Below are 17,602 nucleotides of genomic sequence, written 5' to 3' on the forward strand. Positions count from 1 at the left end.
AGGGACGCAAAATGATGCGTCCTTTTTTAATCTACTGCCAAACCCAAACCCAAACCCAAACCCAAACCCAAACCCAAACCCAAACCCAAACCCAAACCCAAACCCAAACCCAAACCCAAACCCAAACCCAAACCCAAACCCAAACCCAAACCCAAACCCAAACCTGGAACTTTTGTTAACTAATAATTCCCCCAAGTTGGAAAATGGGGAGGTACATAGCAATAACCAGTGTGCCAATCACTGCGCCGACGAACAGCATCAACATTGGCTCAAGCATTTGTGTCAACTTATCAGCCAGTTCCTCAGTTTGCTGCTGTTGCCAACCAGCAAGCTTTGTCAGCACGTTATCCAGTGAGCCAGATTCTTCCCCAATGCGTACTAACTGTTGGCAAAGTGGAGGGAAAAGAGGTTGGTGTGAAAGGGCATCACTCAGAGGTATTCCTTGATTAATTAGCTGATAAAAATGATTGATAATGGATTTGTAATGCAGATTATCAATGGAAGTAGCGGCTGCTTCCAGCCCATTAGCTAAGGTTAAACCTGCTTTCTGTGTGACAGATAAAGTGCGAAAAATTTGGCTGAGACAGTACCCTTTAACCAGTGGTGCTATCAGCGGGAGATGTAACAGCAAGAATTGCTCTCGTTGTTTCCACCGTGCGCTTACCCTTATTTTAGAGATGTAAACCAATACAATACCAATGATTGCCACGATAGAGTAAATACCGTAATTACCCAGTATTCCGGATAGATATAGCAGCCCTTGAGTCAGAGCGGGCAGTGGGGCGTCAAAAGTCTGATAGAGCCGCCCGAATTCTGGTAAAACAACAAGTAACATCAGGGCACTGACGGCGAAAGCAACCAGACAAACAAAGGCGGGGTATCTGAGTGTCTTAGCCACTTTTTTTTGCAGGTACTGGCGTTTTTCCTGTTGCTCGGCTAGCTGGAGACAGCATTTATCTATCTCACCTGTTAGTTCGCCTATGGCAATTAATTGCGCGTATATGGCTGGGAAAACGGATGGATAGGCGTTTATAGCCTCAGATAGCGCCTGCCCTTGAGACAGGCTTTCACTTACATCTCTTAGTAAACAGCGCCATATTGGCGTCTCGGCCTCTGCTGCCAACAATTGCAGACTATTTATTAACGGCAGTCCGGCTTGCAGAAGCGTAGCTAATTGGCGTGTGAAATTAAGCAGATGCTTCCCTTGATGTAGCCGAGAGCTTAGGCGTTTTATCATTCTGATACGGATAGGCTGCAGCCCCTGCTGTATTACTCTTTGGTAAATCACCGATTTTTCGCTAGCTAGAGACTCGCCGACGATCACCTTTCCTTCGCTATCTATGCCTTGCCAGATAAATAAACCGAGTGTCATTGCATTCCCCTTAATGGCGTCAGATTTCCGACAACTCGTGAGATTTCGGCGATACTGGTTATTCCCTGTTTAACCAACGCTAAGCCTGCGATGAGTAGTGAATGGGGCTCAGGGGGCGGCTGAGAATTTTTCAGGCCAGGAACAGGGGCTGCACTCATTAAATCCTGCTGATTTGACGGTGTCATTGCCCATGTGTCATAGATACCTATTCGGCCATAGTAACCGCTACTACAATGTTCGCAACCAGTGGCATACCAGTGATGTAAAGGCTTTGGGCACAAAATTGTGGGCAGAATGACTGGCTCGGGTGCTGCGCGTTTACAACGTTGACATAGACGGCGTACCAGGCGTTGGGCTATCACCAGTTTTAGGCAAGATGCGAGCAGATAATGACTGATTCCCATTTGAGTTAATCGGGCTAGCGTTTCATGCGTTGAATTGGTGTGCAAGGTCGAAAGCACTAAATGGCCTGTTAGTGCAGCCCTTACCGCAATATCGGCGGTTTCATTATCTCTGATCTCGCCGATCATAATGACATCCGGGTCCTGCCTGAGTAATGCACGTAACGCCTGAGAAAAGTCTAAATCTATTTTACTGTTGGTCTGGGTTTGATTAATGCCTTCAACGGGAATTTCGATCGGATCTTCGACACTGCATAAATTACGGTACTGCTGATTTAGGTGTTGTAGACAGCTATACAAGGTCACTGTTTTTCCGCTTCCGGTTGGCCCGGTAACCAAAATCAATCCTTGCGGTAAACTTAAGGCCTCAAGGATTGATTCCCGACTTTTTGGGGGAAGATCCAGCTCGTCCAATCGTTGCGGTATATTGGTATTCAGAATGCGTAGTACCACTTTTTCGCCGTATTGAGTTGGTAATGTGGCAATGCGCAGTGAGTAGTAATGATTATCAAGGCTAAGGCTAAACTGTCCATCTTGAGGTAAGCGCCGTTCCGCACTATTCAGCTTAGCCATTACTTTGAGACAGGCATTGATTCTATTAACCAAATTAGCCGGTGGGGATAGCGTTTGGTGCAAAATGCCATCAATACGTAACCGAATACGGTAATAGCGGCGATAAGGCTCGAAGTGAACATCAGACGCACGTTTTTGAATCGCCATGCGTAGCGTTTGATGAATGATGTTGATAATGGGCGCATCACTTTCATCATTAAGTGAAGTCACTTCCTTATTATCAAAAGCTTGAGTACGTGATTTGTCCGTATCAGGGAGGTATTTTATGGCCGCTTCTTCCGCGTGTTTTTTACTCTCGATATCTGGCTTAATCGAGCCGTTTAACTGCTGGATTAAATCAGGACTCAAATGATGAAGGTGGTGCTCAATTTTTGCCGCAGGCCATAGAGTCACTTCCACATTTAAACCGCAGGCAAAGCGTAATGCATTTATCTCCTCACTGGTTGGGTACTGCAACATGGCAAGAGTTAATGTATTTGGGCTGATTTCCAACGGTATCGCTCGATACTGCTGGCAAAGCCGGGATAACGCATCCCCGGCTCCTTTGTTATTGATTGAGCGGTTGCTATTCATCGTCGCTAGACGTCTCTTTAAGAGCAAATACCGACTTGCAGAGTTTACTTAGTTCGTCATGATTTCCTGTACATGCGCGTGTCCAGGCAAGGTTACCGGCGGCGCTTTTAGTTGGGGTTAATACAACGCTTAATCCATCCAGAGTCTCCTGCCCGGTCATAGAGATGACCCCTTTTGCAATGTTAATGGCTTTGACATAACGAGTAGGTTGGCCAGAGGGAATACCCTGACTACCAGCATTGCAGCCTAATAATGCCGAGTGTTCCATCGAGCAAACCTCTACGGCCATGCGGTAAGGAGCACTGGTTTGCAACATATCGGTTAGGGCCGCTTTCTGTATATAGCTTTGATAAGCAGGAATACCGATGCCGCCGAGAATGGCAATGATGACGATAGAAACCATGAGTTCAATGAGGGTAAAACCCTGTGAGTAATACATTTTCACACTCCTTGTGATGAAAGACGAGGTAAGGGTGCGGTTTTTTTTATCGCAGGGAAAGTGGGTTTGAATAGGACTGCGAAACGGATTGTGAGAATTTTTTAGTGTTGCAGTAATCAGCGGTTTTTTTTCGGCAGAGGCCGCAAAAAAGAGCTCATTGTTACCTGAGCTCTTTTCCTGGCTGAAACAAATCTGTTAGCGTTATTGAAAACGCATCGAGAGGTCTAAGGCGGTAACGTGTTTAGTCAGTGCGCCGACAGAAATAAAATCGATTCCTGTTTCGGCATAGCTACGAAGTGTCTCGAGTGTGACATTACCTGAGACCTCCAACTGAGCGCGACCTGCGTTGAGGGATACGGCATCACGCATCATAGGAATGGTGAAGTTATCAAGCATCACGATATCGGCTCCGGCATCCAGAGCCTGCTTTAATTCATCTAAAGATTCCACTTCGACTTCAATTGGGACATCGGGGTGGATCCAAAATGCTTTACTCACGGCTTCTTTAATCGAACCGGCGGCAATAATGTGGTTTTCTTTAATTAAAAAGGCATCAGTCAACCCAAGACGATGATTGCTGCCACCTCCGCATAACACTGCGTATTTTAATGCGGTTCGTAAGCCAGGTAGTGTTTTACGAGTATCCAGGAGTTGGGTATGCAACCCTTGGAGTAAAGCAACATAGCGGCTGACTTCGGTGGCTACGCCGGATAGCGTCTGTACAAAATTTAATGCGGTACGTTCGCCAGTGAGCAAGATGCGAGCAGGGCCGGAAAGGTGGCACAACGTTTGGTTGGCGGTGAGCGCGTCACCGTCTGCCACCAGCCACTCGACTTCAACTTTACCGCCGAGCTGGATAAAGACTTCGTTCAGCCAGCGTTGCCCGCAGAAAACGCCGGCTTCGCGAGTGATAATAGTCGCGGAGGCTTGTTTATCTGCGGGGAGCAGTTGGGCCGTCAGGTCGCGATCGGCATTGACCTCACCGCCTAGATCTTCACTCAGTGCCAAGGCAACTGAAAAGGGAATATCGCTTTGAATTCGCTCTAATAACGCGGTGCGGCGACTGTCGGCACTGTAGCTACGTGTCGGCATAGAAAACTCCGAAATGGCGGATAGATAATAGTTCAAACATGCTACTCTGTTGCTGGCGTCAGTGCTACTACAGAGCCGTTTTAGAATGAGGGTTGAGGTGACAAATGCAGTTAGAGAATGGCTGGATTGTTGGGGTTAAGCGGGTGGTTTCTCCTCATTTTGATCTCAGACCTGAAGATGAGGCTCCCTCTCTTTTGGTCATTCATAATATCAGTTTGCCGCCGGGTGAATTTGGTGGACCTTATATCGACCATCTGTTTACCGGAACTTTGAATGCGGATGAACATCCTTATTTTGCTGATATTGTGCACTTGCGAGTATCGGCGCATTGCCTGATTCGTCGCGATGGTGAAATTATCCAATACGTGCCTTTTGATAAGCGAGCCTGGCATGCCGGTGTATCTCAATTTGACGGGCGTGAGCGGTGTAACGATTTTTCCATTGGTATCGAGTTGGAGGGAACGGATGTGCTACCGTTTACCGATGCGCAATATCAAAGTCTGAAAAAAATCAGTGCGTTGTTGCTATCCCATTATCCCATTACCCTAGAGCGGATAACCGGGCATAGTGATATAGCTCCCGGCCGAAAAACCGATCCGGGGCCAGCATTTGACTGGGCGCTTTATCGACAAAGTTTGACTCCATTATTGGAGTGATTTTGCAGCAATAGAGGTCATGATAGCGGAGGCGAGGATTCCGTCATTTTTACCTTTTTTGTGATAACCGCTGCCGGGAGGCATGGTGCCTGAAGGTTCGGGCTGGTGGAATGTAGAGGGAGACAGGGAATCAATGACGCTTTTTACGCTATTGCTGGTACTGGCCTGGGAACGTTTGTTCAAATTAGGCGAACATTGGCAGCTGGACCACCGGTTGGACACTATTTTTAGTCGGTTGCATCGATACTCGTTGCTGCAAACGCTCGGTCTGGCCATTTTGTGTATGGCCATTGTCGGTTTGATGTTGCAGTTGGTTCAGGACTATCTGTTCGGCTTGCCGCGGCTGTTACTGTGGATTGTTATCTGCCTGTTGTGCATCGGCGCTGGTGGTATAAGAAAACACTATCGTGCTTATCTGAAGGCCGCTCGACAAGGGGATGCCAATGCCAGTCTGCAAATGGCGGAAGAGCTGGCATTAATCCATGGATTGCCTGCGGACTGTGGCGAAAAGGACCGACTACAAGAGTTACAGAATGCGTTGTTATGGATTAATTTCCGCTACTATCTGGCTCCCTTGTTCTGGCTGGTGGTTTGTGGTTTTTATGGCCCGGTAGCTATTACGGGCTACGCGATGTTACGCGGATACCAAACCTGGCTGGCGCGTCACCGAAACCCTTTGCAGCGCTCTCAGTCAGGCATTGACCGTGTTTTACACTGGATTGACTGGGTTCCCGTCCGGTTGGTTGGCGTGGCATACGCACTGCTTGGTCACGGCGAGCGTGCTTTGCCAGCGTGGTTTGCCTCTTTGGGGGACTTGCATTCCCCGCAGTATCAGGTGCTCACCCGTTTAGCTCAGTATTCTCTGGCTAGAGAACCGCATCTTGACCCAGTACAAACGCCACGCGCGGCGGTATCTTTGGCGCGGAAAGTCACGTTGACGATTATAATTGTCGTAGCTTTGCTCACGATCTATGGTGCACTGGTATAGCGGGCATTAGAGGCATTCTCGATAAAAATGACTGCTATCTGACAAGGTAGCTTTGTAAATAAAACATCGGATTGGCAGCAAGAGCCCATCAAAATAAGTGTATGTCGGCTTCGTTGGTTTTGTAACAGGAAACAATGAAATACTGAGAATTCAACGAGTTTATTACGGAGTTTAGAGTGTATTAGCGCTAGCTTTCAGTTATTAATGGGGAGTATTAAGTGAACAAGGCAAGCGAAATACAGGCAGGGAATTGTCGGATTGAGGCGGTTGAGCCTGATGGTTTTTTGCTCCTGATTTCCCCTACACATTAGTTCGCTTTCGGCTTGGGTAATACCAGACACTCATGGCCGTGGAATGGGTAAAGATGTCACCGCAGCGGGAGTTTTAAGCTCCTTTATAATACGGTGATTTCCGCGGTAATTGGCTGATTTTCTCTGGTGTTGCGAGAGAGGTTAGGCGTAATTTCTCATGTGAAAACAATCGTTAATCGTTAATCGTTAATCGTTAATCGTTAATCGTTAATCGCTAATCGCTAATCGCTAATCGCTAATCGCTAATCACTAATCACTAATCACTAATCACTAAGCAAATGACTTTCGATGAAGCTCAGTAAGCGGCTTTATTGCTCTATGAGCAATTAAAAAACAGGCCCACAGTATGAATGCGGGCCTGAAGGTTGGTGCTTATCGCTATAAATCAGATGCCGCAAAGCGACGAGCGATTAAGATTTATTCTGCTTAACTCGGTTTTTCAGCATATAACCAACCGCTAGCACGACGACCCAGACGGGGATAAGCAAGACGGAAATCTGAATGCCCGGTGTCAGGTACATGATAACCAAAATGCCCGCCAGGAAAGTGAGGCATAGGTAGTTGCTGAAGGGATACCAGAAGGCTTTAAACTTAGGCTCAATTCCTTGGCGGTTTTTCGCTGCACGGAATTTTAAGTGAGCAAGGCTAATCATTGCCCAGTTGATCACCAGCGCTGAAACCACTAACGCCATCAGTAATTCAAATGCCCGTCCGGGAATCAGATAGTTAATCAATACGCAGAATGCAGTCGCAAAGGCTGAAACAGCAATAGCAATGACCGGTACGCCGCGACCATCTACTTTTAATAAAGCTTTTGGACCGTTCCCTTGCTTGGCTAGACCAAACAGCATGCGGCTGTTGCAGTAAACGCAGCTGTTGTACACCGACAACGCGGCGGTAAGCACTACGATATTCAGCACAGTAGCGACAATATTACTGTCCAAAGCATGGAAAATTAGTACGAAGGGACTGCCGCCCTCAACCACTTTTCCCCAAGGATAAAGTGAGAGCAATACTGCAAGTGAACCGATATAAAACAGTAAGATACGATAGATAACCTGATTGGTTGCCTTAGGGATGCTGCGCGCGGGATCTTCTGCTTCTGCCGCAGTGATGCCGACCAGTTCAAGGCCGCCGAAGGAGAACATAATCACCGCCATCGCCATGACTAACCCAATGAAACCATTAGGGAAGAAGCCACCCTGAGCCCACAGGTTGGTGACCGTCGCTTCTGGGCCACCCTGTCCGCTCAACAACAAATAGCCACCGAATACAATCATCCCGATGATAGCTACCACTTTAATGATGGCAAACCAGAATTCCATTTCGCCATACACTTTAACGTTAGCCAAATTGATAGCGTTGATAGCGAGGAAGAATACTGCGGCGGAAACCCAGGTCGGGATTTCCGGCCACCAGTATTGGACGTAAATCCCCACGGCGGTCAGTTCGGCCATCGCGACCAAAACGTAAAGTACCCAATAATTCCAGCCAGAGGCGAAACCGGCGAAGTTGCCCCAATATTTATAGGCAAAATGGCTAAATGAACCTGCGACCGGTTCTTCAACGACCATTTCACCCAGTTGGCGCATGATCAGAAAAGCGATAAAGCCGCCGATGGCGTATCCCAGCAGCACTGAAGGGCCTGCCATTTTTATGGTTTGTGCAATACCGAGAAAAAGCCCTGTGCCAATTGCGCCGCCCAAGGCGATTAGCTGGATATGGCGGTTTTTTAGACCCCGCTTTAGCTCCGCGCCTTCTTGTTGAACACTCATCGTTGCATCCTCTGTCTTTGTGGCTAATGCCTAAATCGCTATTTGTGGTGTTGTGTAATCTTGAAATGCCGTTGTCTGTATTGTTTTATTTACGGGTGTTCATTTTGATAATGGTGCCAATGACTACCCATTACGTGAGAATAGTGGTATGCGAGAATTATTGCATCTGCTTTTTCAATGGATCACTCGTATTTTATGCATTTAAGAAATGCTAAGGCCGGTGACTATTCAGGGGGCTTCAGAAATGGCGAGGGAGAAACGGCGGTTTTATAGACATTCTTCGGTGAAATGAGAATTTATAAAATGGTCAAACCAGTTTTCAGGGGCTCATATTCTCGGTAATAAAATAAAGAGTGTTATCGGCGAATTTAAATTCATTTTTATTGATTTAATAATCACAAATGCCTCAACTATAACGCTTCAGCTTGCCTAATTATCCTTTTCATAATCGTTACAATTTTTCGGGGGTGAGTAATGGTATTACCACCTATAGGTTACCACTTTGCGGCATAACATTAGTGAAGTTGTTAAAATGTGCTGGCTTTCATGATTTCGGTCAATGTCCGTATGGACAGCTAGTGAATACTTTGTTACTTTATCGTCACGTTTTTGAAATTGGTATTACCAATTGACTCAGCGCCATTCGCAGAGACGAATTCACTCAATACGGCTTACAGCGCGACTCACATAAATTATGGCCTACAACAAAATACGCCAACCCAAATTATCAGATGTTATCGAGCAGCAGCTTGAGTACCTGATCTTGGAAGGGACACTACGTCCGGGCGAGAAATTACCGCCTGAGCGCGAGCTGGCGAAGCAATTTGATGTTTCCCGACCTTCCTTGAGAGAAGCCATTCAGCGACTCGAGGCCAAAGGCCTTCTGCTGCGTCGCCAGGGAGGCGGTACTTTCGTCCAGACGAACCTGTGGCAAAGCTTTAGTGACCCGCTGGCAGAATTGCTGGCCGACCATCCTGAATCACAATTCGATTTGCTGGAAACACGTCATGCCCTCGAAGGTATTGCCGCGTATTACGCGGCTTTACGCGGTACAGATGAAGATCTGCAATGTATTCGTGAATGTCATACTGCGATTCAACAGGCGCAAGACAGCGGTGATTTAGACGCTGAAGCTGATGCGGTTATGCAGTATCAGGTGGCTGTTACAGAAGCGGCTCATAATGTGGTGTTGTTACATTTACTGCGTTGCATGGGCCCGATGTTAGAACAGAATGTTAAACAGAACTTCGAATTGCTTTACTCGCGCCGCGAAATGTTGGCAACGGTAAGCAGTCACCGCGCCGGGATATTCGAGGCGATTGTGGCCCGCGAGCCGGAAAAAGCGCGCGAAGCCTCACACCGCCACTTGGCGTTTATTGAGGAAATCTTGCTGGATCTTAGTCGTGAGAACAGTCGCCGTGAGCGATCGCTCCGACGCCTCCAGCAACGCAAGGATTAAGGGCTTCTCCCAGTCGGGATGGGTTCTAAGTGCTTATTTTGAGCACTAAAAGCGGCAACTAAACTGATGAGCCTATCTTCCGGTGCTTTCACCAGGGCGCGTGTTTTAACCTGGTTTAATCACTCTGGTTAAAACACAGGAAGATAGGCTCCAAATAAACCATTAGAGACAGATAAGGAATACCACCATGTCAGAACGTTTAATTAATGACGTGGATCCGATCGAAACCCGTGACTGGCTACAGGCGATTGAATCGGTTATCCGTGAAGAAGGTGTTGAGCGCGCTCAGTATCTGATTGATCAGGTTTTGGGCGAAGCCCGTAAAGGCGGCGTAAGCGTGGCTGCTGGTTCTGAGAACCGCAACTATGTTAACTCCATCGCAGTAGAAGACGAACCAGCCTACCCTGGCAACCTGGATCTGGAGCGTCGTATTCGCTCTGCAATCCGTTGGAACGCCGTGATGACCGTGCTGCGCGCGTCTAAAAAAGATCTGGATCTGGGCGGCCACATGGCTTCCTTCCAGTCTTCTGCAACCTTCTACGAAGTTTGCTTCAACCACTTCTTCCGTGCGCGTAACCAAAAAGACGGCGGCGATCTGGTTTACTTCCAGGGGCATATCTCCCCAGGCGTTTACGCTCGTGCCTTCCTGGAAGGTCGACTGACCCAAGAACAGATGGACAACTTCCGTCAAGAAGTTCACGGCAAAGGTCTGTCTTCTTACCCGCATCCTAAACTGATGCCTGAATTCTGGCAGTTCCCGACCGTTTCTATGGGTCTGGGTCCAATTAGCGCCATTTATCAAGCTAAGTTCCTGAAATACCTGTCTCACCGTGGTTTGAAAGATACCTCAGCACAAACCGTTTACGCCTTCCTGGGTGATGGCGAGATGGATGAGCCGGAATCCAAAGGTGCGATCACCATCGCTACCCGTGAGAAACTGGACAACCTGGTCTTCGTTATCAACTGTAACTTGCAGCGCCTTGATGGCCCAGTTACCGGTAACGGCAAAATCATCAACGAACTGGAAGGCATCTTTAGCGGTGCTGGCTGGCAGGTACTGAAAGTTATCTGGGGCGGTCGTTGGGATGAGCTGCTGCGTAAAGATACCAGCGGTAAACTGATTCAGCTGATGAACGAAACGCTGGATGGCGACTACCAGACCTTCAAATCCAAAGACGGCGCTTATGTCCGTGAACACTTCTTCGGTCGTTTCCCAGAAACTGCTGCATTAGTGAAAGACATGACCGATGACGAAATCTGGGCGCTGAACCGTGGCGGCCACGATCCGAAGAAAGTCTTTGCAGCACTGAAAAAAGCGCAAGATACCAAAGGCAAACCAACTGTAATCCTGGCTCATACCATTAAAGGTTACGGCATGGGTGAAACGGCTGAAGGCAAGAACATCGCTCACCAGGTGAAGAAAATGAACATGGACGGTGTTCGTCACTTCCGTGATCGTTTCAATGTGCCAGTTGCTGATTCAGAAATCGAAAAACTGCCATACATCACCTTCGAGAAAGATTCCGAAGAGTACAAGTATCTGCACGAACGTCGTCAGGCGCTGGAAGGCTACGTGCCAAGCCGTCTGCCTAACTTCACCCAGAAACTGGAAATGCCAGCTCTGGAAGATTTCAGCTCCTTGCTGGAAGAGCAGAACAAAGAAATCTCTACCACTATCGCTTTCGTTCGTGCCTTGAACGTGATGCTGAAGAACAAATCGATCAAAGATCGTATCGTTCCTATCATCGCTGATGAAGCGCGTACATTCGGTATGGAAGGTCTGTTCCGTCAGATCGGTATTTACAGCCCTAACGGTCAGCAGTACACCCCGCAAGACCGCGAGCAGGTTGCATACTACAAAGAAGACGAGAAAGGTCAGATCCTGCAAGAAGGTATCAACGAACTGGGCGCCGCTTCTTCATGGTTGGCCGCAGCGACTTCTTACAGCACCAACGATCTGCCAATGATTCCGTTCTACATCTACTACTCCATGTTCGGTTTCCAACGTATTGGCGATCTGTGCTGGGCAGCGGGTGACCAACAGGCGCGTGGCTTCCTGATCGGCGGTACTTCAGGTCGTACGACTCTGAACGGTGAAGGTTTACAGCACGAAGATGGCCACAGCCATATTCAGTCACTGACTATCCCTAACTGTATTTCTTACGATCCGGCTTATGCTTATGAAGTAGCCGTTATCATGCATGACGGCCTGGTACGTATGTACGGCGACGCTCAGGAAAATGTTTACTACTACCTGACTACGCTGAACGAAAACTACCATATGCCAGCTATGCCACAGGGCGCAGAAGAAGGTATCCGTAAAGGTATCTACAAACTGGAAACTCTGGCCGGCGAGAAAGGCAAGGTTCAGTTGATGGGTTCAGGCGCTATCCTGCGTCACGTTCGCGAAGCTGCACAGATTCTGTCTGAACAGTATGGCGTTGGTTCTGATGTGTACAGCGTTACTTCCTTCACCGAACTGGCTCGTGATGGTCAGGACTGTGAGCGTTGGAACATGCTGCACCCAACCGAAACTCCACGCGTACCTTACGTAGCTCAGGTAATGAACGAAGCGCCAGCGGTTGCTTCTACTGACTACATGAAGCTGTTCGCTGAACAGATTCGTAACTTTATTCCTGCCAGCGAGTTCCGCGTACTGGGTACAGATGGTTTCGGCCGTTCTGACAGCCGCGAGAACCTGCGTCACCACTTCGAAGTTGATTCTTCTTATGTTGTGGTTGCAGCACTGGGTGAATTGGCTAAACGCGGTGACATCGACACCAGCGTAGTTGCAGAAGCAATTACTAAGTTTGGTATCGACGCCGATAAAGTTAACCCGCGTCTGGCATAAGAGGTAAAGAACAAATGTCTATCGAAATCAATGTACCAGACATCGGTGCAGATGAAGTTGAAGTCACCGAAATTATGGTGAAAGTCGGCGATACCGTTGAAGTTGAACAGTCGCTGATTGCTGTAGAAGGTGATAAAGCCTCTATGGAAGTTCCCTCACCTCAAGCGGGTGTGGTGAAAGAAATCAAAGTTGCGGTTGGCGATAAAGTCGAAACTGGCAAACTGATCATGGTCTTCGAATCCGCTACAGGTGCCTCAGCGGCACCTGCCAAGGCAGAAGAGCAAGCGGCTGCTCCAGCCCCAGCTGCTGCACCTGCGGCTAGCGCAGCGAAAGACGTTGCGGTACCGGATATCGGTTCTGACGAAGTTGAAGTCACCGAGATCATGGTTAAGGTTGGCGACAGCGTTGAAGCTGAACAGTCTCTGATTACCGTAGAAGGCGACAAAGCCTCTATGGAAGTTCCGGCTCCGTTCGCTGGCATCGTGAAAGAAATCAAAATCAACACCGGCGATAAAGTGAGCACCGGTTCTATGATTATGGTCTTCGAAGTTGCAGGTGCTGCGGCACCGGCAGCAGCGGCGCCTGCTCCTGCAGCCGCTCCTGCAGCCGCTCCGGCTGCGCCATCGGCTTCAGCGGCGAAAAACGTTGAAGTGCCTGACATCGGCGGTGACGAAGTTGAAGTGACCGAAGTGATGGTGAAAGTGGGCGATAAAGTTGCCGCTGAACAATCCTTGATCACCGTTGAAGGCGACAAAGCTTCCATGGAAGTTCCAGCTCCATTTGCTGGCACCGTGAAAGAAATCAAAATCAGCACCGGCGATAAAGTGAGCACCGGTTCTATGATTATGGTCTTCGAAGTTGAAGGCGCAGCTCCTGCGGCAGCTCCGGCTCCACAAGCAGCGGCACCTGCGGCAGCGGCTCCGGCCAAAGCGGCAGCGCCAGCAGCCAAAGCGGAAAGCAAAGGTGAATTCGCGGAGAATGCAGCTTACGTTCACGCTACTCCGGTCGTGCGTCGTTTGGCTCGTGAATTCGGCGTTAACCTGGCGAAAGTGAAAGGAACTGGCCGTAAAGGTCGTATCCTGCGCGAAGACGTTCAGGCATACGTGAAAGATGCAGTGAAACGTGCTGAAGCTGCTCCGGCAGCAGCGGCTGGCGGCGGTCTACCAGGCATGCTGCCTTGGCCGAAAGTTGACTTCAGCAAGTTCGGTGAAATCGAAGAAGTGGAATTAGGTCGTATCCAGAAAATCTCTGGTGCTAACCTGAGCCGCAACTGGGTCATGATTCCTCATGTTACTCAGTTCGACGAAGCGGATATCACTGACGTTGAAGCATTCCGTAAGCAACAAAACGTTGAAGCTGAGAAGAAGAAACAGGATCTGAAGATCACCCCGCTGGTGTTCCTGATGAAAGCCGCTGCTAAAGCATTGGAAGAGTTCCCACGCTTTAACAGCTCTATTTCTGAAGACGGTCAGAAACTGACGCTGAAGAAATACATCAACATTGGTGTGGCTGTTGATACGCCAAACGGTCTGGTTGTTCCGGTCTTCCGTGATGTTAACAAGAAGGGCATCGTTGAGTTGTCTCGCGAGCTGTCTGTTATCTCTAAGAAAGCACGTGACGGCAAACTGACCGCATCCGATATGCAGGGCGGCTGCTTCACCATCTCCAGCCTGGGCGGCATCGGCGGTACGGCGTTTACGCCTATCGTCAACGCACCAGAAGTGGCTATCCTGGGTGTGTCTAAATCATCCATGAAACCTGTTTGGAATGGTAAAGAGTTCGCACCGCGTCTGATGTTGCCTCTGTCTCTCTCCTTCGATCACCGCGTGATTGATGGGGCGGCAGGTGCTCGCTTCGCAGCTTACATTGCCACCATTATGGCTGATATTCGCCGTCTGGTTATGTAATAGCTTAGGCCGGCCTAGCGCCGGCCTTATTATTACTTAGCTTATGGTTATATCACTGATAGTTATGAACCGACCTTGTTTCGCTCGTTACATTAGTAGACAAGGTTGTTGAGACACTCGTCACGCGATGCGGCTTTTCAGTCTATTAACAATTCTGTAAACTGCTCGCAGTGTAAGCGTCCCGGTGGATGAAGGGCGTTATGAACTTTATTAGCCTAATAAATGACGTCTGACCCGCCGGACAAACAATTAAGAGGTCATGATGAGTACTGAAATTAAAACTCAGGTCGTGGTACTTGGGGCGGGCCCAGCAGGATATTCTGCTGCTTTTCGTTGTGCGGACTTAGGTCTGGAAACTATTCTGGTTGAGCGTTACTCCACTCTGGGTGGTGTTTGCTTGAACGTGGGTTGTATCCCGTCAAAAGCATTGCTGCATGTTGCAAAAGTGATCGAAGAAGCCAAGGCGCTGGCTGAGCACGGCATTGTTTTTGGCGAGCCTAAGACTGACATTGATAAAGTTCGTGTCTGGAAAGATAAAGTTATCAATCAGTTGACCGGTGGTTTGGCAGGTATGGCTAAAGGCCGTAAAGTCAAAGTAGTTAACGGTTTCGGTAAATTTACCGGTGCGAATACTTTGGTCGTTGAAGGTGAAAATGGTCCAACCACCATCACCTTTGATAATGCCATTATCGCTGCGGGTTCTCGTCCGATCCAACTGCCATTCATTCCTCATGAAGATCCACGCGTGTGGGATTCAACGGATGCACTGGCACTGAAATCTGTCCCAGAACGTCTGTTGGTCATGGGCGGTGGCATCATCGGTCTGGAAATGGGTACCGTTTACCATGCTCTGGGTTCGAAAATTGATGTGGTAGAAATGTTCGATCAGGTGATTCCAGCGGCTGATAAAGACGTAGTGAAAGTATTCACAAAGCGTATCAGCAAGCAGTTCAACCTGATGCTGGAAACTAAAGTTACAGCAGTAGAAGCCAAAGAAGACGGTATCTATGTAACGATGGAAGGCAAAAAAGCGCCAGCAGAACCACAGCGTTACGATGCAGTTCTGGTTGCGATTGGCCGTGTACCTAACGGTAAACTGCTGGATGCGGGTCAGGCTGGTGTAGAAGTTGACGAGCGTGGTTTCATCAACGTCGACAAACAGCTACGTACGAATGTACCGCACATCTTTGCAATCGGTGACATCGTGGGTCAGCCAATGCTGGCACATAAAGGTGTTCATGAAGGCCACGTTGCCGCTGAAGTTATCGCCGGTATGAAGCACTACTTCGATCCGAAAGTGATTCCATCCATTGCGTACACTGAACCAGAAGTCGCATGGGTTGGTTTGACCGAGAAAGAAGCGAAAGAGAAAGGCATCAGCTACGAAACCTCCACCTTCCCGTGGGCGGCATCTGGCCGTGCTATCGCTTCAGATTGCGCAGACGGTATGACCAAACTGATCTTCGACAAAGAAACTCACCGTATCATCGGTGGTGCTATTGTCGGTACCAACGGTGGGGAACTGTTGGGGGAAATCGGTCTGGCAATTGAGATGGGTTGTGATGCAGAAGATCTGGCATTGACTATCCATGCTCACCCGACGTTGCACGAATCCGTTGGTTTGGCTGCTGAGATTTACGAAGGTAGCATTACCGACCTGCCTAACCCTAAAGCGAAAAAGAAATAATTTCTGATTGCTGATGTGTTAGTTAAAGCGGCTCCTGATTCAGGGGCCGTTTTTTATTGGGAAAAATGTGTCAATGAACGGAATCAGTTAACCTGCGGTACTGGCGGCAATGGTTCATCGGTAAGAGCCAGCATGTCGACCTTGAAGCTTGAGCCATCTGCTGATTCTTCTATATTTGTGACAAGGAAACGGCTTTTAGGCAAGAAGATACGCTCCTCTCCAGGCTCGTCGAGTAATTCGCTGATATCAGTGCTGTTGGTGCGTTCAAGAAAATATTTTATGGTATATCTGACGTTGATTTTTCCCTCTTCCAGCTCTTGACTATTGAATTGGTCGATAAGTTCTTCATCCGCGGTAGTGCTTAAGAATGTATCTATTTGAATGGTTTCTTCAGGTATAACTTTAGATAAGAACTCTGCGCGATCTCTGACTTCCCCTCGGTAAACTTCGCTAACGCTGCTCTCTTCTTCGGAAATAATATAGCCGCTCTCACGTAATGAGACATTAATATCAGAATGGTTATCTAATGCTGTGTAGACTTCCGTTATTTCTGTTTCTAAACCATCATTAGTGGTTCCATTTCTCAGAGCATTATTTATGGCCACAAATCTATCTTCCTGAAAGTTTCTAATGGCAAAGTATTCTCGGAAGTTTATTTTTTCATGTGAAAAGTTTGAATTATAGCGTTGTATTTCATCGTCAATATTTAGGTTGCATTCATCTAATTTCGTTTTTCCATATATAACTTCAAGTTCCTCTTTTATTGTTGAAGTATCATTAGGTGTTATCGGTGCCATTTGGTCAATTCTATTCTTGTCCATCATAAGATTCCCTTCAACATCATAGGCATCTACCGAAGTAGAAGAGTCGTAAGAGGATGAAGAAGCCGAGTCGGTTGATGAAGAGTTGCTGTTATCCGGCGGTTTTATTCTGGGGATTTTAGGGGGAGGTTCATCACTTAAAGTGGGGGGATGGGTATCACCGAACAGGAAACCGACCTTGCCATTTACTCTCTGTAGTCGATCCGAAATTTTGGGTTTAGGCTTCGATGCGGCGGGTAATAGCGGGGTTCGCTCTGGATTGACTCCGATTTGTGAGCCTGGCCTAGCGATACTGACTCTGGGTTTTGCTGCCGTAGTCGCTCCGGGCTTGGCACCAAAGGTGACTTTAAACCCTCTGGGCTGCGGGGTTGGGCCCATACTTAATACGCCGAGACTGATTTCAAACGCGATTTCTTCGTCGGTTTTGGGCGGTGCTTTCCCCTGATCTTTCGGGACGGTTTTACAAGGAACTCCGCGTTCCCATTTACAATGGCGTGACTGAAAATTGGACCAGCTTTCTTTATTTGATTGCCATCTAGGTTGAGCTTCTCGTCCATGGGAAATATTCAATGCTAATGTTGTAAATAATAAAGTTGAAAATGTTATAGTTAATTTCATATTCACTCCTTATTTGATGAGAACGCTTTTATAATATAAATAATGTTATAAGCACGGCCTAGGGTTTCAAAATTAGCAT

13 protein-coding genes are annotated in these 17,602 nt (G+C 48.0%); 7 read left to right on the forward strand and 6 right to left on the reverse strand.

Features of this window, described 5'->3' with window-relative positions; all coding sequences use genetic code 11:
* The first annotated feature begins 11 nt into the window (after positions 1 to 11).
* Entirely contained in the window at positions 12 to 179 is a 168-nt protein-coding gene (locus PL78_RS20545; RefSeq protein WP_162493038.1) for a hypothetical protein, read from the forward strand.
* Here the strand turns inward: PL78_RS20545 and hofC are convergent.
* The 4 genes from hofC to nadC form a co-directional block, all read right to left on the reverse strand.
* Complete coding sequence (gene hofC, locus PL78_RS14095; protein ID WP_064516438.1) at positions 176 to 1,372, reverse strand: protein transport protein HofC; 1,197 nt, start codon at positions 1,370 to 1,372, stop codon at positions 176 to 178. The genes PL78_RS20545 and hofC overlap by 4 nt on opposite strands.
* The gene (gene gspE / locus PL78_RS14100; protein WP_064516440.1) at positions 1,369 to 2,919 is read right to left on the reverse strand and encodes a type II secretion system protein GspE; all 1,551 of its coding nucleotides are present in this window, start codon (positions 2,917 to 2,919) and stop codon (positions 1,369 to 1,371) included. The genes hofC and gspE overlap by 4 nt, the downstream gene beginning before the upstream one ends.
* Complete coding sequence (ppdD, locus tag PL78_RS14105; protein WP_064516442.1) at positions 2,912 to 3,358, reverse strand: prepilin peptidase-dependent pilin; 447 nt, start codon at positions 3,356 to 3,358, stop codon at positions 2,912 to 2,914. The genes gspE and ppdD overlap by 8 nt, the downstream gene beginning before the upstream one ends.
* 201 nt (positions 3,359 to 3,559) lie before the next feature.
* Positions 3,560 to 4,450, reverse strand: a complete 891-nt coding sequence (gene nadC, locus PL78_RS14110) for a carboxylating nicotinate-nucleotide diphosphorylase (RefSeq protein WP_064516444.1) — start codon at positions 4,448 to 4,450, stop codon at positions 3,560 to 3,562.
* A 104-nt stretch (positions 4,451 to 4,554) separates the two neighbouring features.
* On the opposite strand from nadC, the gene ampD reads away from it, so the two are divergent.
* Together ampD and ampE are read left to right on the forward strand one after the other, a co-directional pair.
* Positions 4,555 to 5,106, forward strand: a complete 552-nt coding sequence (gene ampD, locus PL78_RS14115) for a 1,6-anhydro-N-acetylmuramyl-L-alanine amidase AmpD (RefSeq protein ID WP_064516446.1) — start codon at positions 4,555 to 4,557, stop codon at positions 5,104 to 5,106.
* 133 nt (positions 5,107 to 5,239) lie between these two features.
* Positions 5,240 to 6,094: a beta-lactamase regulator AmpE gene (gene ampE, locus PL78_RS14120; RefSeq protein ID WP_064516448.1), complete on the forward strand. Its 855-nt coding sequence runs from the start codon at positions 5,240 to 5,242 to the stop codon at positions 6,092 to 6,094.
* 721 nt (positions 6,095 to 6,815) lie between these two features.
* Here the strand turns inward: ampE and PL78_RS14125 are convergent.
* Entirely contained in the window at positions 6,816 to 8,180 is a 1,365-nt protein-coding gene (locus PL78_RS14125; protein WP_064516450.1) for an amino acid permease, read from the reverse strand.
* A 694-nt stretch (positions 8,181 to 8,874) separates the two neighbouring features.
* On the opposite strand from PL78_RS14125, the gene pdhR reads away from it, so the two are divergent.
* From pdhR to lpdA, 4 genes are all read left to right on the forward strand, one after another.
* A complete protein-coding gene (gene pdhR, locus PL78_RS14130; protein ID WP_049598752.1) occupies positions 8,875 to 9,639 on the forward strand; it encodes a pyruvate dehydrogenase complex transcriptional repressor PdhR in 765 nt (254 codons plus the stop codon).
* A gap of 187 nt (positions 9,640 to 9,826) precedes the next feature.
* Entirely contained in the window at positions 9,827 to 12,490 is a 2,664-nt protein-coding gene (aceE, locus tag PL78_RS14135) for a pyruvate dehydrogenase (acetyl-transferring), homodimeric type (protein WP_064516451.1), read from the forward strand.
* A 14-nt stretch (positions 12,491 to 12,504) separates the two neighbouring features.
* On the forward strand, positions 12,505 to 14,397 hold the full coding sequence (gene aceF / locus PL78_RS14140) for a pyruvate dehydrogenase complex dihydrolipoyllysine-residue acetyltransferase (protein ID WP_064516453.1): 1,893 nt from the start codon (positions 12,505 to 12,507) through the stop codon (positions 14,395 to 14,397).
* A 262-nt stretch (positions 14,398 to 14,659) separates the two neighbouring features.
* A complete protein-coding gene (lpdA, locus tag PL78_RS14145; protein WP_064516455.1) occupies positions 14,660 to 16,084 on the forward strand; it encodes a dihydrolipoyl dehydrogenase in 1,425 nt (474 codons plus the stop codon).
* Between the two features lie 83 nt (positions 16,085 to 16,167).
* Here the strand turns inward: lpdA and PL78_RS14150 are convergent, their stop codons facing one another.
* Positions 16,168 to 17,523, reverse strand: coding sequence for a hypothetical protein (locus PL78_RS14150; RefSeq protein WP_064516457.1), 1,356 nt, complete (start codon positions 17,521 to 17,523; stop codon positions 16,168 to 16,170).
* Between the last annotated feature and the right edge of the window lie 79 nt (positions 17,524 to 17,602).

The organism is Yersinia entomophaga (assembly GCF_001656035.1).
GTDB lineage: Bacteria > Pseudomonadota > Gammaproteobacteria > Enterobacterales > Enterobacteriaceae > Yersinia > Yersinia entomophaga.